Consider the following 20,001-nt stretch of genomic DNA (forward strand, 5'->3'; position numbering starts at 1 on the left):
AGGAATATGAGGGTTTGAGCGTCCCTGGGCGGCCAATGCAGCTTCTATAAATGATATAATGCAATATTAAATCCGATCGAACGGCACGGTACTGGTGAAAAGGGTACCCCCGACAAAACAGTCGAGATGGGGCCGATCACGGCTGGCTGGGTCTTCGACAGACGGCTCGAGCGAGATTTGGGTCCAGAAACGAGTCGTTTCCACTCCGCGGCCCGCTTTCGTACTCGAGTCGCGTACGCAGAAGTCGAATTCACGCTGGCGATGGCACCGAAGATCGGTCCGTTCCCTATCACAACGAATATCGGCTGCGCCTTCGTCGTGTGAGTATGCAGCGAGCCGAACAAACGGATCCGTATATCGATGTCGCGGTTCTCGGCGGCGGTGTCATCGGAATCTCAACTGCACTCTATCTCGAGTTACGAGGGTATTCGACCGCCATCTATACCGAAAAGATCCCGTTCCGGGACGAGCCAGCGCCGCGGTTTGCGACGCCGTACGCCGCTGCATCGATCAAGCCGGCGTCGGTAACCATGTCGGAACAGCGGCAGGCGCTTTCGATTTCCCAGGACGTATTCCGACTGTTCGCGGACTCGGGATCGATGGGAATCCGCCAGCAGGCACATTTCGTCGTCTACGAACGAGATCGTGCCGATCCTTCGTACGCGGAGATCGTGAGCGGATTTCGACGCCTGTCCGAGGTCGGACGGCACCCGAAACGTCCGGACGCCCGATCCGTCTTCGGGTGGCAGTTCGAGGCCTACTTCGCCGAACTCCCGGCGTATCTCTCCCGCTGTTATGCCCTCTACGAGTCCATCGGCGGGCACGTATTCGAACGCTCGCTCACTCGAGACGACTGTCGCAACCTTCCCGGCGAGGCGCTTGTGAACTGCACCGGACTCGGCGCTCGAGACTTGTTCCCGGATCCACGGCCGTGGACGGTTCACGTCGGACATCAGGTGCTCGCAGATGGAGTTCAGCTCGTCCGAAACGATGATGGCGAGCCGTTTTCGTACAACTATACGCCAGATCCCGACGCTGTCGGGGACGGAACGGCTGGCGAAGTGTATGCCTATCCTCGGATGGACACGCTCGTGCTGGGCGGCAGTCGAATAGAGGTCTCGCCGGACGACGAGTGGAACGGAGACGTTCCGGGTCGTTCCCGGTCGGTTGGCGGAGTCGAGGTGCCATCACGCATCATCGACCTGAACCAGGAGCTCCTCGAGACGTACGCTGGCGTGACACTCGAACGAGGAGAGCTGACCGGCCGCTACGGGTTCCGACCCGTTCGTGACCCCGATGGCCAGGGCGTTCGGCTCGAGCGCGTTTCGCTCGATGGTCGTCCAGTCGTGCACAACTGCGGCCACGGTGGTGCCGGCGTCACCCTCTCCTGGGGCTCCGCAGCGAAGGCGTGCGAACTGGTAGAAGAAGTGCTAGAACCGGAGCCGACTTCGCTTTCCGTGCCGCGCGAGTTCGCGGTTGCCGAGCGGTTGGCGGACCGAATTCGCTGTGGCCGCTACTCGTGACGAAACGTATTCAGTCCCAGTCTGACAATTCGACCGGCACGTCTCACTCTGACTCCGACGACTGGTATCCGTGTCCCTCGAACGTGCGAGAGTCGAACGCTCGGTCGACGGTCCGTGGGGAATAATACGACAGGGCGACCAGCAGTTTGATTCGGGCCTTGTGTGCCGGGAGATTCGATGCGAACAGGACGCCTTTTTCCGCGAGGACTGCGGCTCCCCCATCGGATCCGTATACGGGCGAGACGACGCCGTTCCGACATCTCGTCGCGATCGAGACGACGATACCGTCGTCGATCGCATCGTCGATAGCGTCCGCGACCCCGGCGGGGACGTTTCCCAATCCGAGCGCGTCGACGACGATCCCGTCGACGCCGCGCTCGAGGGCGGTCTCGATCTGCGCACCCGTCGTTCCCGTCGACGTGGGAACGATATCGACAGTTGCCGTCACCGTTTCAGCCGGGATCGATGCTGTGAGACTCTCGGGCCGACGGTAGAACCAGAACCCCTCGGGCGTTCGCTCGGCAACGATACCGTAATTGCCGGAGTCGTACGCGTCGAGATTTGTGCTGTGAGCTTTGGTTACCGGTCGAGCCGCATGGAGTCGATCGTTGAAGAAGACGTAGGTCCCGGATCGAACGTGATCGTGACTCGCCGCGGCGAGGGCTCCGCGAACGTTTGCCGGTCCGTCGGGGTTCAGGCTATCGTTCGCTCGTTGTGCGCCCGTGAGAACGACCGGGACGGTCTCCTCGAGAACGAGGTCGAGGAAGTAGGCGGTCTCTTCGATCGTATCGGTTCCGTGGAGGACGACTACGCCGTCAGCGTCATCGGCGACGTCTCGAACGCGATTTCCGAGCGCCTCGAGATCGGCGATCGTCAGCTCCGAACTCGGTATTTGCGCGAGTTGGACCAACTCGAGGTCGACGTGGTCGACCCCCTCCAGCGAGGCGTCCATCAACTCTTGGACCGATTCCGTCGGAACCGTGCCGCGTTCGCTCGAGGTGCTGGCAATTGTCCCACCGGTGGCAATGACGTAGACAGTCGGCATACGTCGTATTGTTCGAACGAAACGTATAGCGATTATGATTAACTACGGGTTTGCGTCCAGAGCCGAGTCGAAGCGATTCGGGTTACCGGCTATCACGTGGTCCAGTCAGGGAAGTCGATAACAACCGGAGCCGACCAAACCGGTAGGAGCCGAACGCTTCGCAGTGCCAATAGAAAACCTGTGTGATGGTCAGTAGCCGAGTTGCATGAACGCGAAGACCAGACAGAGATATCCGACGACGATACCGATCGAAATCACCGGAATCGACTCGAAGAACTTGTAGGTCCCGTTGATACGTGTCTCCTCGGTTCGAGTTCCGTTCTCGAGCGCCTCGACGTTTATCTCCCCGCTGTCGATCGCCTCGGTTGTCGGCATGACTTCGGGGAGGTCTTTGCGCCGTGCGTCGACCTTGTTCAGCGCGACGACCGCGACCGCCGTAACCACTATCGAAAGCGGCAGGAGGACGACCGCGGAGGTAATTCCGATCGCGTACAAAAGCAACATCAGTACCGTCACACCTGCTGCGGTCATCGCGAACGGAATCTGCGTGCGCACGTGATCGATGTGATCCGAACCGGCGAAAATCGAGGACATGACAGTCGTATCACTGATGGGTGAGACGTGATCGCCCCAGATCGCGCCACCGAACAGGACGCCAACGAGGACCGGGAGAATCGATAGCCCGGATAGCTCGTAGCCGAGCGGAATCGCGAGCGGCGTCAGAATAGCCATGGTTCCCCACGACGTTCCCGTCGTAAACGCGATGAACATCGCGGCGAGGAAGATCAGTAGCGGCAGGAACGAACCCGGGACGCCGCTGTTGACCATCACGTCGACGATGTACTGGGCTGTCCCAACCTGTTCAGCCGCGTGGCCGATACTCCAGGCCAGCACGATGATCGCCGCCGCGATCATCATCGTCTTGAACCCGCTAATTACGGTATCACTCGCCTCCTCGAGGTCCATCGTCCCGAAACCGATAGAACCGACCATACCGACGACCATGAACGCGAACGAACCGTAGAGCAAGCCGAGTGCCACATCGGTTTCCTGGAACGCAGTCGCGATATCGACGCCGGACTGGTGGCCTCCACCGAGCCACCACATCGAGACGAGTCCGACCACCAGAAGAGAAAGGATCGGCGCGAAGAAATTGATCAGCGTCGGGTTCTTCTCGCTTGGCTCACCGACGTCGGTCTCAATATCCGAGAGGGGCGTCGCGTCGTCTCGTCGGGTCTTCTTTTCTTTCCTGGCGCGCCACTCCGCGTTCAGCATCGGGCCGTAGAATCGCTGGGTGATCGAAATGAATCCGACCATGAAAAACGCCAGAAAGCAGTAGATGTTCCACGGAATGCTCTGTAAGAACAGGCCGAACGCTGTAATCCCAACTTCCTCGGCCGTAAATCGCGCGGCCTCGAACCCGACGATGATCATCGAGACCTGATACCCTATCCAGTTCGAAACGGGACCGAACGTCGTGACGGGCGAAGTCGTCGAGTCCAGCACGTACGCGTGCATCTCCCGGGACGTATTGTTCTCCTGGGAGAGTTCTCGAGTGGCGTTCCCGGTCACGATCGTACTCGTATACGAATCGAAGAAGATGAAGATTCCGATGAGCCAGGTGAGCACCTGCGAGTCACGGGCGGTAGTAACATGGTCTCCGATCCAGTTCTCGAGGGCGAGAATACCGCCCGATTTGTAAATAAACGCGGCCCCGGCCCCCATGAACATGATCAAGAGCAAGAATTTGGTATCGAACGGCGATCTGACGACTTCGACGAGCCAGTCCATCGATAGCGCCGTTGCGGCTATCGGGTTCCAGTCGGCGATCATCAACGCACCGATCCAAACGCCGGCGAACAGCGACACCAACACCTGTCGCGTGTACATCGCGAGTACGATCGCGAGCAATGGAGGTGCCAATGCTAGCGCTGCGAACGGCAATGATTCGTATGGCATACATTCTCCTACGAGTCCGGTTCTCGTACTTTAACCTTTTGAATGCAGTTTCGGAAAGCGTCCATCTGCAATCGATTGGCGGAATTCGATTGGTGACGTTCAATAATATCTCCGATTAGCTTGTGGAATTAGAGATTATTTTGGATTTCGAGGGTGGGAACAGTGATCGTCGTCTCGGATCGTCCAGAGATAGCGAGTCAGCCCAACTCCTGTGAGGCGAGTTCCGCCTCGAATTTGGGGACCACCCGCTGCAAGATATCCGGGAACTCCTGGTGGAGATCAGCGTCCTCGATCCTGTAGTCCGGTCCGGAGACCGTGAATCCGCCGATGATACTCCCTGACGGACCTTCGGCGACGACACCAGCCACCCGCTTTCCCAATATCGACTCTTGGTCGTTGATCGCGTAGCCACGGTCTCGGACCCGATCGAGTTCGGCCTCGAGTGCCGCTCGAGACGTAATCGTGCTCTCGGTGAGTTGGGGGAGCCCCCACTGATCGACGATGTCATCGATTCGTGAGTCGGGCAGGCGTGCCAGAATCGCCTTCCCGATCGCCGTAGCGTGTATGTACTCGTAGTTGTTGAGCCTGGAGCTCGGTTTTGCGGACGGACCGACCGCGTCGAACAGGGTGACGATTCGGCCGTTCTGTTCGATTCCGAAATCGGACTCCTCGTTAGATTGCTCGACGAGCTCGACGACGTACTTTCCGGCCAGTTCGTACACTTTAGAGCGGTTGCGGACGTACATACCGATATCGTAGAATCGCCCGCCGAGGTGATATTCGTCGTCGTCAGCGACAACGTATCCGTGCTTCCCGAGCGTGTACAGGTGTTTGTATATTGTGCTCTCGGACCGCTCGAGCGCCTCCGCCAGTTCCGGTGGCGTCGCCCCATCGAGTTCCTGAATCGTTTCGATGACCGCTAACGACGTCTCGGTCGTCGTTAAAAGTTGACTGGGAGCCATACTCTCTCTGTTACGGGAGACTACTTAAATCCATATATTGTAGAACGATCTCTTTTGTCCGTGTGGCTCTCGTTCATAGTAGACGGCTTTAGAGTTCGAGAGCGCTAAATTCTAAGGTCGTAGAACAACGCTCGAAAGCACCGAATTTTGGCTATTGAAGCACGATAACAGCAAGTATAGTACCATGATGACACCGATTTCATTACACAAGTATGTGTGTAATTCGATTGTTCGACTGACGGGGACATCTATTCTATAAAACATAGAATTATGCTCGCTAATTTCAGTTTTCCAATAGCCATTACTCGTTTGGCTCGTTGCACTCAGGTAGCACTCAACAACAAAAATATTTACACAGTATATATCATATAAGGTGATTACTATATCTCACCGCGGATGATGTTTACTATCTATATTCATAACTTGCATTATTATTATCAGTAGCCATTTCTATACCGAGATACCGAATCTATGAATCATTGGACGACGGTATAAACTAGCTGCTGTGGAGATACAGATGGCATTCGTCATATTAATTGAAGTTTCAATAGGTCACTCTCATACACGCTATTCAATACGTTCGATATATATGATGTTTAGTCAGCTATCAAAATATATCTTCTTGCACTCCTTTTATACTACTATTATAATGTGATTTACTGACTTATACTGGGTAAATATATCTAATTCTATTACAGCCAGTAGCCAACGAGTTCTGCACTGACAAGACTCGTTTTCGGTCCACCCTGCCTGCCCGGAGTTTTTTTCGAGCGATTTACCGCTTCGGATCGTTTCCAGTCCGGCAGAAGCAAGCTTAAGCCCTAACCGGCGCAGTCGCTTCGAGTAGCGTACTACTATGTCGGTAGCGACATCCCACGCCCGAAATCCGGATCGACCCGGCGGACCGCGGTTACGAAAGGCGTTTTACCTCGTGTGGTTCGTCGACCTCATGGCGACTATGCAGTTGTTTCTCGTCCCGTACGCTCGAGAGTTGAACCCCATCACGGTCATGTTCTACGAGAGCATCGGGTTGGTCGGCGTCGCCCTCGCAGCGGTCACGTACGCGGCGATAATCGTCGCGGTCGGGCACCTCCTCTCGAGACCGTTCGACGTCGGCTTCGTCACCGCGGTCGTCTCGAGTTACGCCTTCTTCGCGAGTAACAACGTCTTCCTCCTGCTATTCCGCGAACCGCTGTTCAGCGGTGCGGGGATGTAACTCTCGACGAAGAGAACCGTCTCGAAGGGTGGTCCAGCCGTTCGCATACTCGCCCCTGTGTATTCAAGTACGTACGTGAGAACGTCCAGATATGCAGGCGTTAGAGCGGATTGTCGATCCCTGCGCCGGGACGGGTGAAGGACCGTTGTGGCACCCCGGGGAGGCGGCGCTTTTCTGGGTGGACATTCCCGTGGGCGTACTGTACCGCTACGATCCCGAAACGGGCGAAAATGCCGTCGCCTACGAGACCGACGACTCGCCGCTGGGTGGATTTACCATCGAGGACGACGGCTGCCTGCTGCTTTTCGAGCACGGAGTGGTTCGTCGCCTGCAACCCGGATCGGTCGACGCCGACCCCGTCGTCCGAGTCGACTCGAGCACGCGATTCAACGACGTAATCGCCGACCCCGAGGGGCGCGTGTTCTGTGGCACGATGCCCGGCGAAAACGCGCTGGGGGACCTCTACCGCATCGATCCCGATGGTACCGTTCAAGTCGTCCTCGAGAATGTCGACATTCCGAACGGAATGGGATTCACGACCGACGAGGAGACGTTCTACTTCACGGAATCGGAAGCGAATCGGATCTACGCGTTCGATTACGACAGGACTACTGGGGAGATATCCGCCCAGCGGACGTTCGTCGAAACGCCGCCCGACGACGGGGTCCCGGACGGGATGACAGTCGACGAAAACGGACACATCTGGTCGGCGCGTTGGAACGGCGGTCGAATCCTGCGATACGATTCGACGGGTGCCGTCCGCGCCGAGTACGAACTTCCGGCCCGAAAGGTGTCCTCGGTTACGTTCGGTGGTTCGAAGTACGCGGATCTGTACGTTACGACCGCGCTCGACGGCGGAACGCGCGACGCGGAAGGAGACGGAGCTGGGGTGCTGTTTCGCGTTCCCGGCTCCGAAATCGACGCCGCCGGCGTTCCCGAGTTCCGATCGAGGATTGGGATCGAGTAAGCGAACGGGCCCTACCCAGAAGCGAACGAAGGTTCTCAAAACCCGCGGCGAGATCGACTCCTGCTCAGCCCGACCGCCAACTTCGATCCGGTTTCCATCCGAGCACGCGACGGGCTTTCTCCGTCGAGATGAGCGACTGGTGGGACTCGAGGGGTGCATTCAGGCTCGCATTCGGATAGTAGCGCTCGACGAGCGTCTCGGAATCCGCGGCCGCGGTCGTGTCGGCCGCGACCGCCCAGAAGCGTTCGTGCCCGTCGAAGGACGCCTCGACCGCCAGCCGAGCGATCGACGCGGCGTCATCGATGTGGAGGTACGAAAAGAGCACGTCTCGAGTCGTGTGGTGCCAGGCGTCGGCCAGTCCCTCGAGCGATCGGTCCGTCTCGACGAACGTCTCTCGCAGTTCCTCGTCGGTCGCGACCCACGGGTACCGAAGCGACGATATCGTCGGCCCCTCGGGCGTTCGAGCGAATCCGTCCGCGGTGACCTCCATGGCGTGCTTGGCGACCGCGTACGGATCCCTGGGCGTCAACGGGTGGTCTTCGTCGACCGGGAGATATCTGACCTCGGTCGGCGCCTCCTGGTAGGCCGCCCCCATCGCGTTGATGCTCGAGGGGAGAACGACCGACTCGAGGCCGAGGTTCGTCGCGGCCTCGAGGACGTGGTAGGACGATTGAACCGTACTCTCGTACGTTTCGAACCCCGGATGGTCGGTCGGTCCCGGTATCGTTCCCATGTGAACGACCGCGTCCGCGTTCGTCTGCGCGAGCGACCCGTACACCGCACCCGCATCGAGCAGGTCGATCGACTGGAACCGATCGGAGACGGTTTCGGTACGTTTTCCGCGAGAGAGATTGATCGTGTCGTATCCGTGCTCGCCGAGCTCCGCGAGGATCGCCTCGCCGATCTTGCCGTTGCCGCCGGTGACCGCAACTCGCTCGATGGCCATAGGCCACCTTCTCGAGGGGACCAATTATAGATGGCGTCTCGCAGAACGGTCGTTCGAAAACAAACAGCCGTAGGTAGCGGCGGGTTCGGCAGAACTACACGGGAAACGCGGTGTGTCGATCCCGGACGATGGCGACGAGTTCCTTCGTTCGCCTTTGGGGGGCTTCCGTCCGTCGACGGGCGGGTGGGAAAGCACATAAGACCGACCGAGAGAAACGTCGGTGTACACCGCGTGAAACGCACATGGATCTCGCACTCGTACTTCCGCCGACGACGGACGACCGCTGGGATATCGCGACGCAACTGGGTGTCACCGACGCAGTCGTCCACACCCTCGAGATCGGGGAGGGCCAACGTCCGACGGACTACGATACGCTCTTACGTTGGAAGAACCGTTTCGAGCACGCCGGAATCGATCTGCGCGTCATCGAGGGAAGCGTCCCGTTGACCGATACGACGCGACTCGGAAAGCCCGGCAGGGACGAAGAGATCGACGAATTCTGCCGGTTCGTTCGAAATATGGGTCGGCTCGATATCCCCGTGGTCTGCTACGACTGGATGGCCGGGATCCGCTGGGCGCGGACCGCGACGTCGGTCCCGTCTCGAGGCGGGTCGCTCACGACGGCCTATGACGACGACCAGATGTCTCGGGGGCCGACGCCGGACGTTCCACCGATCACCGCCGAGGAGCTCTGGGAGAACCTCGAGTACTTTCTCGAGCGCGTCGTCCCAGTGGCCGAAGAGGCGGGGGTCAAACTCGGCCTCCACCCCGACGATCCGCCGCGCGAGGAAGTCAGAGGGGTTCCCCGCATCGTAAACAGCGTCGAGGCGTACGAGCGCGTGCTCGATATCGTCGACAGCGAACACAACGGCGTCACGTTCTGTCAGGGGAACTTCGCGGCGATGGGCGTCGATATCCCCTCGACGATCCGACGGTTCGGCGACCGGGTCAACTTCGTCCACTTTCGGGACGTCGAGGGCGACGCCGACGGATTCGTCGAGACGTGGCACGACGACGGGCCGACCGACATGCTCGCCGCCATGGAGGCGTATCGCGATATCGGATTCGACGGCCCCGCGAGGCCCGATCACGTCCCCACGATGGCCACCGAGACGAACGACAATCCCGGCTACGAGACGATGGGGCGGCTGTTCGCGATCGGATACATGAAGGGGCTACTCGAGCAAATCGGGCCAGACGAATAATCGACTCGCCGATAGAGTCGCCCAGATACGCCCTCCACGAGTCGTAATCGCACGTTCAGCCCAGTCGCTCGAGCGTCTCGGCACCGTCGGAGAGCGACCGGATCGGATCGGTCGGGCGATCGTGTTCGTAGATTCCCCACTCCGCGTTCGTCCGTTCGACCGCATCGAGACAGGCCTCCAGGTCGAGGTCGCCCTCGCCGAGTTCCGTCGGTGTTCCTGTCGACGTCTCGGCGTCGGCGAGGTGGACGAGCGAGATCCGATCCCGATACCGCTCGAGGAGTGAAACAGGGTCGACGCCGCCGACGTTCGCCCAGCCGAGGTCGATCTCGAATCCGACCGCGTCGTCGGTCCGCTCGAGCAACGCCTCCATCGCCGTCCGATCGCCGCAGGCGACGAACTCGTGGTCGTGGTTGTGGTAGTGGAGGTCGATCCCGTGGCCCTCGAGGGCCGCGGCGACCTCCGAGAGACGCGTCGCCGTCGATTCGACGGCCTCGGGAGACGCGAAGTGATCGTCGTCGAGATACGGGACGACGAACGTGTCACACCCGAACTGCGTGTACAGTTCGACCGTCTCCGAGAGGTCCTCTTCCAGCGCCTCGAGGCCAACGTGGGCCGCCGCCGGCGTCAGCCCGGTTCGCTCGAGCGCGCGTTCGATTTCCCGTGGCTCGGTCTGTCCGACTCGGTGGGCGAACTCGACGCCGTCGAAGGACGTCTCGCCGATGCGATCCAGAATCGATGGGATCGGTTCTTCGAGGTCGCGAAGGGAGTACAGCTGTATCGCCGTCCGGGTCATACGTACACGGATCGGCGACTCGAGGTATAGTTCTTGTGAGATTCTTCACGCCGAACACGTCGGTCCGATCGGACGAGAGGAGTTCGTTCCCGCCTGGAAAACGGCGGGCCCACGTACTAGCATGAATTACAATCATAGCGTTGTAATTCATCCGAACGAGAGTCACCGAGAGATTGACGCCGATACGAACGGACTACGACTCCGTGACGGGTTCGACGCGGGTCCCGTGGCCCGATTCCCCGAGGAGCGCGCCATCATCGTAGACGACCTCGCCGCGGACGATCGTCGACACCGCCTTTCCGGTGAAGGATTCGCCTTCGAACGGTGTAACCCGCGATTTCGAGCGAAGCGTCTGTCGATCCTCGAGCGTCCACTCGCGGTCCGGATCGACGATCGTGATGTCCGCGTCGGTGCCGATCTGAAGCGAACCTTTCTTCGGATACATGCCCCAGACCTGCGCGGGGCGAGTCGAGTGTCGCCTGACCCACTCCTCGAGGGACAACCGCCCCTCGTCGACGAACGTGAGCATCGCCGGCACTTCGGTCTCGAGGCCGACGAAGCCAGAGATCGCGTCCCAGGTGTTTCCGAACGGATCGTCGACCATTTTTTCCTCGTCGGTGTGGGGGGCGTGATCGGTCGCGATACAGTCGATCGCGCCCTCGTCCAGGCCGGTCTCCCAGAGCTTCTGCCGTTCGTCCGCGTCGCGAATCGGCGGTTGGACTCGAGCGATGTTGCCCTTCTCGCGCATGACGTCCTCGGTGAACCAGAGGTAGTGCGGCGTCGTCTCCGCCGTCACGTCCACGCCGCGATCTTTCCCACGGGCGACGGCCTCGGCGCCGGCTCCGGACGAGACGTGGAACATGTGGATCTTCGCGCCGGTTTCCGCCGCGAAGGTGATCGTGCGTTCGATCGCTTCGCGTTCGGCGACGACCGGCCGGGAGTGCGAGTGATGGATCGGGTCCGATTTGCCCTCCGCTTTGAACCGGCGCTCGTAATAGTCGATTATCTCGTCGTTCTCCTCGTGGAATCCGAGTCGCTTGCCCGTCTCGGCGATTCGCTTCATCGCCTCTACCACTTCACCGTCGGATGGCGGAGGCACGTCGCCGACGGTCGACCCGAGGAAGATCTTGTAGCCCAGCGCGCCCGCCTCGTCGAGGGCGGGAATGCGATCGAGATTCTCGGAGGTGATCACGGCGTAGCTCTGAAAGTCGACGTGGGCCGACGCCTCGGCGCGCTCGTACTTCAACTCGAGGCGTTCCGGACGGTCGATTATCGGGTCCGTGTTCGGCATCCCGACGACGGTCGTCACGCCGCCCGCGGCTGCCGATCGGGTCGCCGACTCCCAGTCTTCTTTGTACTCGAGTCCGGGTTCGCGGTTGTGGATGTGACAGTCGACGATTCCCGGGACGAGGACGTTCCCGTCGGCGTCTATGACTCGGTCGGCTTCGGGGAGCGCGTCGCTGTCCCCGACGGCGACGATCGACCCGTCCTCGACGGCGACGCCGGCGTCCTCGACCCGGCCCGTCGGCGTCACGATGGTGCTGTGTTTTACCACGAGATCGACAGTCATCGGGAGACGGTTTCGTTCAGGCGCGGATATAGCTTCTGTTGCGTGGTGAGCAGGATTGTATCGCTCTCCTCGCACATGACCAGAGATGGATCACACTCGTCGCACACTGTGAGCGTCATTGAAGGCGGGGGTGCAGGTCTCACAGCACTGTTCCAGAGGCGGTGCGGGATTCGACAGTAAGGAGATGCTTCCCGGCTGGTACGTCTGGCATACTAAACGGGAAGGGAGTGGTTCGTTGGGTCGATGCACTCTCCCGAACTCCGCGATCGAACGGTTCTCGTCACCGGCGGCGCAGGCTTCATCGGGAGCCACCTCGTCGAGGCGCTGGTGCCCGACAACGAGGTTCGCGTCCTCGACGACTTCTCGAGCGGGCATCGCGAGCACCTGCCCGAGGACGTCGCGGTCATCGAGGGCGACGTCGGCGATCCGATCGCGCTGCAACGGGCCGCTCGGGGCGTCGACGTCATCTTTCACGAAGCGGCGCTCGTCAGCGTAACTCGGAGCGTCGACGCGCCGCGGACGAGCAACCGGATCAACCTCGATGCGACGCTGCTCGTCTTAGAGCAGGCCCGCCAGGAAGACGCGCGGGTCGTCCTCGCCTCGAGTGCGGCGATATACGGCCATCCGGCGGAGCTCCCCGTCTCAGAGCGAACGACGCCGGACCCGACCTCGCCCTACGGCGTCCAGAAACTCGCGGTCGACCAGTACGCACGGTTGTACGACGAAATCTACGGAGTCCCGACCGTCGCGTTGCGGTATTTCAACGTATACGGGCCGCGTCAACAGGGCCCCTACAGCGGCGTCATCTCGACGTTCCTCGAGCAAGCCCGAGACGGAACCCCGCTGACGGTCGACGGCGACGGCGAACAGACGCGGGACTTCGTCCACGTCTCCGACGTCGTCCGGGCGAACCTGCTGGCCGCGACGACCGACCGAACCGGCGTCGCGTACAATATCGGAACCGGTCGATCGACCACGATTCGCGATCTCGCGGGACTCGTCTGCGACGCCACGGGCAGCGACTCCGCTATCGTCCACGAACCGCCGCGGGACGGCGACGTTCGCCACAGCAGGGCGGATATCTCGAGCGCTCGCGAGCACCTGTTGTTCGAACCTCGCGTCTCGCTCGAGGCGGGGATCCGGTCGCTGGCGACCGAGACGAGCGAACCCCCGGTTTCGAACCTCGAGGAGAGCCACTCCGTCGACTCGAGCGGCGGCGTGGCCGACGAACCGATCAGATAGGGTGAAGCTACTGCTCGAGCGCGGGCGTAACCGATGATCGGATGGCCCGTAAAAAGCGCCAGTCGTTCCACGGACAGAGTGCTATTTCACGCCGGGACGATCGAATATCCGTCGTTGTAGGTGAGTGATAACTATCGGCGTCGGTGGCCTACGAGGGACGTATGATCGATAGTTTGATCGTATTCATCGTGAGTCTCCTGATCGGCGCGATCGGGATATACGTCGGCGCACGCCTCGTCGTGGATACAGAAGACTACACGTACGCGATCGTTACCGCGTTGCTCGGCGCGATCGTCTGGGGAGTCGTGGGCTTTTTCCTGGGCTGGATTCCGCTGCTCGGTCCGCTGCTGGTCCTCGTCGCCTACCTCGCCGTCGTCAACGCCCGCTACCCCGGCGGCTGGGTCCAGGCGGCAGCGATCACGATCATCGCCTGGATCTCGGTCCTCGTCGTCCTGTACGTGCTCGCGATCCTGGGCGTCACGGGATTCGATGCGGTCGGCGTCCCCGGCATCTAACCGACCGGCTCTCGAGCGCGGTCGTTGGGTCAGCCTACGAACGCGAAATACCGCGTTTCGCGGTCGCCGTGTCGAAAACTCCGTAACGTCAAACGGGAACCAAGAGCCGACACGACTCGACAAAGGCCGATATTACCGACACGAAATCACCGGATGCGACACGGGTTGACCAACCGAATGCGGGTACTCGAGGCGGTCGTGGTCCCCTCGCTCGATTGGACAGCCGATGAGGCGACGGATCGGTTCCGCGATCATCCCTGGTTGCGCCGAGCGGGCCCATCCACGCCGACTGGCCGAACGCTCTAACTAGCCAGGAGTTTGACACCACACGTTCGAGTGGTCCAAGTCCGGTCCAACATCGAACGTAGCGCCATCGAAAAGCGTATTTACGTATAGCTAATCCGATAACAGAACATGACCGATAAAAATTACTTTGTAGCACCGTGACGTGGACAGGATCGACGATGAGCGATCACCACCGTCGGCCACAGCAATGAGCACTCACGCCCAAGCATACACACCGGCGTCGATCCTCGCGCTGGGATACGACGCCGGGTTCGACGTGTCCGTCGCCGCGAGAAGCCCGCTCCAGCTCGAGTGGAGTACGCAACTGGTCGCGACCGCAGCGATGGTCGTCCTCGTCGTCCTCGGCGGGATGCTCCTGCTGAGGAATCGATTGGACGGTACCGGTTCGGGTTCGAATCAGTCGATGGTCGATCGACAGGAGTTCAAAACGGATCGCGAGAAAATCTGTGAACTCGTCGACGAAAACGGGGGGCGGATGAAACAATCCGAGATCGTCAACTCAGTGGACTGGTCGAAGGCGAAAGTGAGCCGGCTGTTAGCAGAGCTCGAGGAGGACGATCAGCTCACGAAGTTGCGGCTCGGACGAGAGAACCTGATCTGTCTCCCCGGACACGAACCGCCGGCGTCGAAGTCGACCGACGGGTCGGACGGCTCCTGACGTTTCAGGGATAAATACCCGTTTTCTCGCGGCAAACCAGCGGCTGTACGCGCCGACTGACCGTAGTACTGAATTTCTCCCCGAAAAGATTGCTCCGGTTTATGCGCTGAAATGGCGATACTCCAGTGCCTTTCAGGCACAGACATGAACACACGCAATCAACTCCTCGTCGTGGTAACCGTCGTGATGCTCGTACTCTCGAGCGGGGCGATGGTGACGGGCGCGTCACCGGCCGAGAATACGACAGATGATGAGACGGTCGACGACGGTCTCGAGACGGACTACGGCGATAACGACACAACGAACGAATCGACAGACACGGACGGTGAGGTAACCGACGACGAGTCGGTGACGGTAACGATCGAAGAGGCGACGATCGTCCTCGTCGAGGATAACCTCTCGGACGTAGCCGGCGAGGACGGCACGGAAATGATCGAGAACGCATCCGACGACGCGTACGCGGTCCACACCGTCGAGGACATGACCGTAACGATCGAGGAAAGCTCGGTTCACTCGATTAGCGACGGAAACGGCGCATCGACCGATGCACAGTCGAACGCAAGCGCCGACACCGGCCTCGAGTCCGGCGACGTGACAGTCGACGCGGCGACGATCTTCGTCACCGTCGACGGCGTCGAAGGGCTGACCGAGACGGCTGCAGACGACGACAGCGCCGACGAGTACGACTCAGAGAGCGATACGTCGACCGACGACAACGTCTCGGTGACCGACGACGAAGCGAACGAATCCGAAACGAACGCTTCGGAAGAGGGCTACGACGATAACGCGTCGACTGCCGAAGACAATAGCTACGACGACAACACGTCGACTACCGAAGACAACGGCTACGATGATAGCGCGTCGGCAGACGGAAACGGCTACGACGACAACGCGTCGGCAGATGACGGAACGGTCGTCGACGACGAAGCCGACGAGACCAGTATCACGATCGAAGAGGCGACCGCGTTCGTCCTGATCGGCGACTACCCGAACATCGCCGATGCTGGTGCGACGGACGTATCTGACGCCGGCGACGCTGTCGACGAGAACGACACCAACGGCGCCGTCGAGACGAACGAAACTGATGGTGCCGTCGACGGAGACGGTGCTCTCGAGGATAACGAAACGACCGAGTCTGCCACCCAGAATGGCTGTGTGCCGGTCGAATCGAGCGACGGAGCGACGGATAACGGGGCGTACGACGACGCGGGAGCGAACGGAAACGACTCGATCGACTGCAGCACCGAGACGAACGAAAGCGATAGCACGACCGACGGCGAAAACGGTATCGGTGCCGACAACGGTGCTGACACCGACGAAGCCGCTTCGGACACGTCGACCGAAGCGAACGTCTCCGTGACGATCGAGGAGGCGACCGTCTTCGTCCTCGACACCGAAGGCGAACTCTCCGGAGCGAGCGAGACAAGCGCGAGCGATGACAGTGCCGCCAACGAGGCGCCAGTCGAGGACGACTCCGAGACGTCGACCGACGGCGACTCGATCGACGTAACGATCGAAGAGGCGACGATGGTCCTCGTCGACAGCTCCGCTGACGAGCCAGCAGCCTCGGCACCCGCTGACAATGATGCGGTCGAAGACGAACCGGTCGAGGAACCGGCCCCAGCAGAGCCAGCGCCGGATGCGCCGGCGACGAACGACACTGACGACGGGCCTGCTGTCGACGGAGCGGACGAGACGACTGCCGACCCGGCGACTGAGCCAGGCACAGACGAGACGACCGCTGCGAACGGCCCGGCCGCAAACGACTCGACAGATGCCGGTCTGGCCACTACCGACACGCCCGCCGAGCACGAGCAACGACGTCAACCGCGTTTCAGACGCGACGACCGCGGAGGCGGTAAAAGTCTTCGAGGGGATCTACCGGGACGTCAACATCGGACTGGCCAACGAACTCGCGCGCTCCTGTGAATCGTTCGGCATCTCGGTCCGCGAGGCGATCGACACCGCGAACGACCTGCCGATGTGCGACCTCCACGACCCCGGTCCCGGCGTCGGCGGCCACTGCATCCCGTTTTACCCCCACTTCGTGCTCTCGCGGGTCGCCTCGGAGATGCCGGTGACGCGGGCGGCACGTCGGGTCAACGAGTCGATGCCCGCGGTCACCGTCGCCCGACTCGAGCGAGCGCTCGAGGACAGAGAGACGACGCTCGAAGACGCGGCGGTCGCAGTGCTCGGCATCACCTATCGACCGGGCGTCGAAGAGACGCGAGCCGCCCCCGCCCTCGGCGTGATCGAGGAACTCGCAGATCGCGGAGCGACCGTCTACGGCCTCGATCCGCTGATCGATCCGGCTGCGTTCGGCGCTCGACCGCTCGAGATCGACGAGTTTCCGGACGCAGATGTCGATGCGGCGATCCTGGTGACGCCCCACGAGGAGTTCGAGGGGATCGACTGGGGCCGCCTCGAGCCGACCGTCGTCGTCGACGGCAGGGACGCGCTCGATTTCGACGACGAGGCGTTCGCCCGTCACCGCGGCTACACGCTCGGCGGCGCGAGAAGGGACGACGCGTTGGCCGGCGGAGCGGCGGTCGACGGAACGCCGATCGAGGACACGCCGGTCGACGGAGGTGGACCGTAGATGTACCGCGGAAAGACGATCGGCGTGGTCGTGACGGCGTACAACGAGGAGTCGTTCGTCGGCGAGGTTATCGAGACCGTCCCCGCGTTCGTCGACCGGATCTACGTCGTCGACGACGCGTCGCCGGACGGCTGCTGGGACGTCATTCAGCGGGTGAGCGCCCGAATCAACGACAACGCGACGCCGGAGCGCGCGGTGGCCGACGGCGGGGAAAGCAGGCGCGTCGTGCCGATTCGACACGCGGAGAATCGCGGCTACGGCGCGGCGGTCAAGAGCGGCTACGAACGCGCGGTGGCCGACGGCATCGACGTCGTCGCGGTGATGAACGGCGACGGGCAGATGGACCCCGAGATCCTGGATCGAATCGTTGACCCCGTCGTCGCCGGCGAAGCCGACTACGCGAAGGGCAACCGCCTTCGCAACCCGGGCGACCGCCGCGGAATGTCGACGTTCAGGTTCGTCGGGAACGCGCTCCTGACCGGCCTCTCGAAGTTCTCGACGGGCTACTGGTCGATCAGCGACCCCCAAAACGGCTACACGGCCATCTCGAGCGACGCCATCGAAGCGCTCGATCTCGGGGCAGTAACTGACGAGTACGGCTTTCTGAACCACCTTCTCACGCACCTGAACGTCCGCGGGTTCCGAGTCGCCGACGTGCCGATGCGGGCCGTCTACGGCGACGAAGAGAGCAGTATTCGATACGTGACGTTCATCAGGTTCGTCTCGACGCTGCTGTTGCGGAGTTTCCTCTGGCGGCTGCGGGTCCGGTACGTCCGGCACGAATTTCACCCCGCCGTCCTCTTCTACGCTGCCGGTTCGGTCGGTTTGCTCGCGGGCACCGCCGGATTCGTCGGCTCGGTCGTCGAAGCGGCCCGGGACGGAGACGGGTTGACAGCTTCGATGACGGCGGTGCTGACGCTTCTCGTGAGCACGATGTCGCTCGCGGCAGCGATCACGATGGACGCCGAGGAAAACGAGGCCCTCGAGGTCACCTACGACGAACGCGACTCGACGCCGACGGGCGATCGCGATCGCATCGAACGCTGAGACGATCTGCCGTGAATCAGCGCCGGTTCGACGAGGCGCTCTCACGGACCGGTCAAACAATTAATATCTACGGTTACCAGTCTCTCAGTCGATCGCGTAGGTAACGATGTCGGTTCCCTCACACGCGGGGCACTGGATCGTCCGGTCGGAGACCGACGTGCCACAGGTCCGACACTCGTGGACGACCGTCCGGTCGACGGTCCCGTCCGGTCGCCTCGACGAGTCGGTTGTCGCGTCGGTCCCCGCGTGAGCGAGAACCTCGAACAGTTTTGAAAGGCTCATAGCGCTGACGATCTGGAATACCTGAAAGACTGGCATAAGTGTTTCGCGCGTATGACCTCCATACTGGCAGTACGGCGCCTATACTGGTTTCCCGACGATCGGTCGACGACGAAAACTCGCCGGCGCGATCAGTCTCGATCCTGCAGTGGTCGCGGCCCAGCGGTCGCGGACCGACGAACCGCAGGGCGCGGTTAACAAAGCCGGCCGAACTCGCCTAGTTCGCCAGCCGAATGCACGTGCTGATTCTGACGACGAACGAGGACGCACCCTTCATGAACCAGCAGCTCGCGGCGCTCGAGCGACTCGGAGTCTCGTTTACGGTTCGGTCGGTTCCCGGAGAGACGGGTCCCGGACGGTCGCGCAGCCCCCTCGAGTACCTCAAGTTCTTCCCGACGGTCGTTCGCGAATCGCGAAACGGGTACGACCTGATCCACGCCCACTACGGGCTGACCGCGCCGATGGCGCTCGCTCAGTTCAGACAGCCGGTCGTGCTCTCGCTGTGGGGAACCGACGTCTACGGTCCCGGCGAACCGATCAGCCGATTCTGCGCGCCGTTTTGCGAGGAGGTCGTCGTGATGTCTGCGGAGATGGGACGAACTCTCGGGCGGGACTGTACGGTGATCCCCGACGGCGTCAACGTAGCGCAGTTCTACCCGATCCCGCAGGCGGAAGCCAGAGAACGAGTCGGCTGGAACGAGGAGGGATACGACGTGCTCTTCCCGTACTCGCCCGACCGGGAGGTGAAAAATCATCCGCGGGCGAGGCGAGTCGTTCGGGCCGTCGAGGAACAGATCGGAGCGCCGGTTCGGCTTCGAACGGTGTACGGAGTCGACCACGACGAGGTCGTCCACTACATGAACGCGGCCGACGCGCTCCTTCTGACCTCCGAGAGCGAGGGGTCGCCGAACTCGGTCAAGGAGGCGATGGCCTGTAACGTCCCCGTCGTCGCCGTCGACGTCGGCGACGTCGCCGATCGGCTCGACGGCGTCTCGCCGTCGACTGTCGCCACGAGCGATCGCGATCTCATCGCGGGGCTTCGAGACATCTTAGAGCGCGGCGAGCGTTCGAACGGGCGCGAGGCGGCCGCCGAGATCAGCGTCGAACGAACGGCGGCGCGGATGCTCGAGACCTACGAGCGAGCCGTTGCGAGAAAATCTTGATTCGAG

At 61.4% G+C, this 20,001-nt stretch carries 17 protein-coding genes and 1 pseudogene; 11 read left to right on the forward strand and 7 right to left on the reverse strand.

Annotated features, from left to right (window positions below):
- Window positions 1–326: 326 nt before the first annotated feature.
- Window positions 327–1,523, forward strand: a complete 1,197-nt coding sequence (locus BM348_RS17795) for an FAD-dependent oxidoreductase (protein ID WP_092906985.1) — start codon at window positions 327–329, stop codon at window positions 1,521–1,523.
- Window positions 1,524–1,566: 43 nt separating this feature from the next.
- On the opposite strand, the gene BM348_RS17800 is transcribed toward BM348_RS17795, so the two are convergent.
- The 3 genes from BM348_RS17800 to BM348_RS17810 all read right to left on the reverse strand — a co-directional run bounded on the left by BM348_RS17800 (window position 1,567) and on the right by BM348_RS17810 (window position 5,489).
- Entirely contained in the window at window positions 1,567–2,568 is a 1,002-nt protein-coding gene (locus tag BM348_RS17800) for an asparaginase (RefSeq protein ID WP_092906987.1), read from the reverse strand.
- A 189-nt stretch (window positions 2,569–2,757) separates the two neighbouring features.
- Entirely contained in the window at window positions 2,758–4,527 is a 1,770-nt protein-coding gene (locus BM348_RS17805; RefSeq protein WP_175507242.1) for a Na+/H+ antiporter NhaC family protein, read from the reverse strand.
- Window positions 4,528–4,724: 197 nt separating this feature from the next.
- Entirely contained in the window at window positions 4,725–5,489 is a 765-nt protein-coding gene (locus BM348_RS17810; protein ID WP_092906989.1) for an IclR family transcriptional regulator, read from the reverse strand.
- A gap of 856 nt (window positions 5,490–6,345) precedes the next feature.
- Here BM348_RS17810 and BM348_RS17815 point away from each other — a divergent pair.
- Together BM348_RS17815 and BM348_RS17820 are read left to right on the forward strand one after the other, a co-directional pair.
- Window positions 6,346–6,705, forward strand: coding sequence for a hypothetical protein (locus BM348_RS17815; protein ID WP_092906991.1), 360 nt, complete (start codon window positions 6,346–6,348; stop codon window positions 6,703–6,705).
- 91 nt (window positions 6,706–6,796) lie between these two features.
- Window positions 6,797–7,672, forward strand: a complete 876-nt coding sequence (locus BM348_RS17820; protein ID WP_092906993.1) for an SMP-30/gluconolactonase/LRE family protein — start codon at window positions 6,797–6,799, stop codon at window positions 7,670–7,672.
- Window positions 7,673–7,736: 64 nt separating this feature from the next.
- Here BM348_RS17820 and BM348_RS17825 read toward each other — a convergent pair whose 3' ends face one another.
- Window positions 7,737–8,618, reverse strand: coding sequence for an NAD-dependent epimerase/dehydratase family protein (locus tag BM348_RS17825; RefSeq protein WP_092906995.1), 882 nt, complete (start codon window positions 8,616–8,618; stop codon window positions 7,737–7,739).
- A 242-nt stretch (window positions 8,619–8,860) separates the two neighbouring features.
- On the opposite strand from BM348_RS17825, the gene BM348_RS17830 reads away from it, so the two are divergent.
- The gene (locus BM348_RS17830; protein ID WP_092906997.1) at window positions 8,861–9,823 is read left to right on the forward strand and encodes a mannonate dehydratase; all 963 of its coding nucleotides are present in this window, start codon (window positions 8,861–8,863) and stop codon (window positions 9,821–9,823) included.
- A 55-nt stretch (window positions 9,824–9,878) separates the two neighbouring features.
- Here BM348_RS17830 and BM348_RS17835 read toward each other — a convergent pair whose 3' ends face one another.
- Both BM348_RS17835 and allB read right to left on the reverse strand, forming a co-directional pair.
- A complete protein-coding gene (locus BM348_RS17835; protein WP_092906999.1) occupies window positions 9,879–10,616 on the reverse strand; it encodes a sugar phosphate isomerase/epimerase family protein in 738 nt (245 codons plus the stop codon).
- A 193-nt stretch (window positions 10,617–10,809) separates the two neighbouring features.
- Window positions 10,810–12,186 carry an allantoinase AllB gene (gene allB / locus BM348_RS17840; protein ID WP_092907001.1) on the reverse strand — a complete coding sequence of 459 codons (1,377 nt, stop codon included), beginning with the start codon at window positions 12,184–12,186 and terminating at the stop codon, window positions 10,810–10,812.
- A 243-nt stretch (window positions 12,187–12,429) separates the two neighbouring features.
- Between allB and BM348_RS17845 the strand changes: the two genes are divergently transcribed.
- The 6 genes and pseudogenes from BM348_RS17845 to BM348_RS17865 all read left to right on the forward strand — a co-directional run bounded on the left by BM348_RS17845 (window position 12,430) and on the right by BM348_RS17865 (window position 18,553).
- Window positions 12,430–13,428, forward strand: coding sequence for an NAD-dependent epimerase/dehydratase family protein (locus BM348_RS17845; protein WP_092907003.1), 999 nt, complete (start codon window positions 12,430–12,432; stop codon window positions 13,426–13,428).
- 161 nt (window positions 13,429–13,589) lie between these two features.
- Entirely contained in the window at window positions 13,590–13,943 is a 354-nt protein-coding gene (locus BM348_RS17850; protein ID WP_092907005.1) for a hypothetical protein, read from the forward strand.
- A 493-nt stretch (window positions 13,944–14,436) separates the two neighbouring features.
- The gene (locus tag BM348_RS17855) at window positions 14,437–14,907 is read left to right on the forward strand and encodes a helix-turn-helix transcriptional regulator (RefSeq protein WP_175507243.1); all 471 of its coding nucleotides are present in this window, start codon (window positions 14,437–14,439) and stop codon (window positions 14,905–14,907) included.
- 144 nt (window positions 14,908–15,051) lie between these two features.
- Window positions 15,052–16,836: a hypothetical protein gene (locus BM348_RS22005; RefSeq protein WP_245779527.1), complete on the forward strand. Its 1,785-nt coding sequence runs from the start codon at window positions 15,052–15,054 to the stop codon at window positions 16,834–16,836.
- Window positions 16,718–17,506 (forward strand): annotated as a pseudogene (locus BM348_RS22010) (UDP binding domain-containing protein); the annotation flags it as partial. The gene BM348_RS22005 and the pseudogene BM348_RS22010, both read left to right, overlap by 119 nt.
- A complete protein-coding gene (locus BM348_RS17865) occupies window positions 17,507–18,553 on the forward strand; it encodes a glycosyltransferase family 2 protein (protein ID WP_092907009.1) in 1,047 nt (348 codons plus the stop codon).
- An 84-nt stretch (window positions 18,554–18,637) separates the two neighbouring features.
- On the opposite strand, the gene BM348_RS17870 is transcribed toward BM348_RS17865, so the two are convergent.
- Entirely contained in the window at window positions 18,638–18,835 is a 198-nt protein-coding gene (locus BM348_RS17870; protein ID WP_092907011.1) for a hypothetical protein, read from the reverse strand.
- Window positions 18,836–19,065: 230 nt separating this feature from the next.
- On the opposite strand from BM348_RS17870, the gene BM348_RS17875 reads away from it, so the two are divergent.
- Complete coding sequence (locus BM348_RS17875) at window positions 19,066–19,995, forward strand: glycosyltransferase (RefSeq protein ID WP_092907013.1); 930 nt, start codon at window positions 19,066–19,068, stop codon at window positions 19,993–19,995.
- Window positions 19,996–20,001 lie beyond the last annotated feature (6 nt).

It is taken from the genome of Halostagnicola kamekurae, from assembly GCF_900116205.1.
In the GTDB taxonomy this organism is placed as follows: domain Archaea; phylum Halobacteriota; class Halobacteria; order Halobacteriales; family Natrialbaceae; genus Halostagnicola; species Halostagnicola kamekurae.

Excerpts from the sequence above, each read along its gene's own strand:
- BM348_RS17795 (WP_092906985.1), top strand. The coding sequence starts at position 327 with ATGCAGCGAGCCGAACAAACGGATCCGTATATCGATGTCGCGGTTCTC.
- BM348_RS17800 (WP_092906987.1), bottom strand. The coding sequence starts at position 2,568 with ATGCCGACTGTCTACGTCATTGCCACCGGTGGGACAATTGCCAGCACC.
- BM348_RS17805 (WP_175507242.1), bottom strand. The coding sequence starts at position 4,527 with ATGCCATACGAATCATTGCCGTTCGCAGCGCTAGCATTGGCACCTCCA.
- BM348_RS17810 (WP_092906989.1), bottom strand. The coding sequence starts at position 5,489 with ATGGCTCCCAGTCAACTTTTAACGACGACCGAGACGTCGTTAGCGGTC.
- BM348_RS17815 (WP_092906991.1), top strand. The coding sequence starts at position 6,346 with ATGTCGGTAGCGACATCCCACGCCCGAAATCCGGATCGACCCGGCGGA.
- BM348_RS17820 (WP_092906993.1), top strand. The coding sequence starts at position 6,797 with ATGCAGGCGTTAGAGCGGATTGTCGATCCCTGCGCCGGGACGGGTGAA.
- BM348_RS17825 (WP_092906995.1), bottom strand. The coding sequence starts at position 8,618 with ATGGCCATCGAGCGAGTTGCGGTCACCGGCGGCAACGGCAAGATCGGC.
- BM348_RS17830 (WP_092906997.1), top strand. The coding sequence starts at position 8,861 with ATGGATCTCGCACTCGTACTTCCGCCGACGACGGACGACCGCTGGGAT.
- BM348_RS17835 (WP_092906999.1), bottom strand. The coding sequence starts at position 10,616 with ATGACCCGGACGGCGATACAGCTGTACTCCCTTCGCGACCTCGAAGAA.
- allB (WP_092907001.1), bottom strand. The coding sequence starts at position 12,186 with ATGACTGTCGATCTCGTGGTAAAACACAGCACCATCGTGACGCCGACG.
- BM348_RS17845 (WP_092907003.1), top strand. The coding sequence starts at position 12,430 with ATGCACTCTCCCGAACTCCGCGATCGAACGGTTCTCGTCACCGGCGGC.
- BM348_RS17850 (WP_092907005.1), top strand. The coding sequence starts at position 13,590 with ATGATCGATAGTTTGATCGTATTCATCGTGAGTCTCCTGATCGGCGCG.
- BM348_RS17855 (WP_175507243.1), top strand. The coding sequence starts at position 14,437 with ATGAGCACTCACGCCCAAGCATACACACCGGCGTCGATCCTCGCGCTG.
- BM348_RS22005 (WP_245779527.1), top strand. The coding sequence starts at position 15,052 with ATGAACACACGCAATCAACTCCTCGTCGTGGTAACCGTCGTGATGCTC.
- BM348_RS17865 (WP_092907009.1), top strand. The coding sequence starts at position 17,507 with ATGTACCGCGGAAAGACGATCGGCGTGGTCGTGACGGCGTACAACGAG.
- BM348_RS17870 (WP_092907011.1), bottom strand. The coding sequence starts at position 18,835 with ATGAGCCTTTCAAAACTGTTCGAGGTTCTCGCTCACGCGGGGACCGAC.
- BM348_RS17875 (WP_092907013.1), top strand. The coding sequence starts at position 19,066 with ATGCACGTGCTGATTCTGACGACGAACGAGGACGCACCCTTCATGAAC.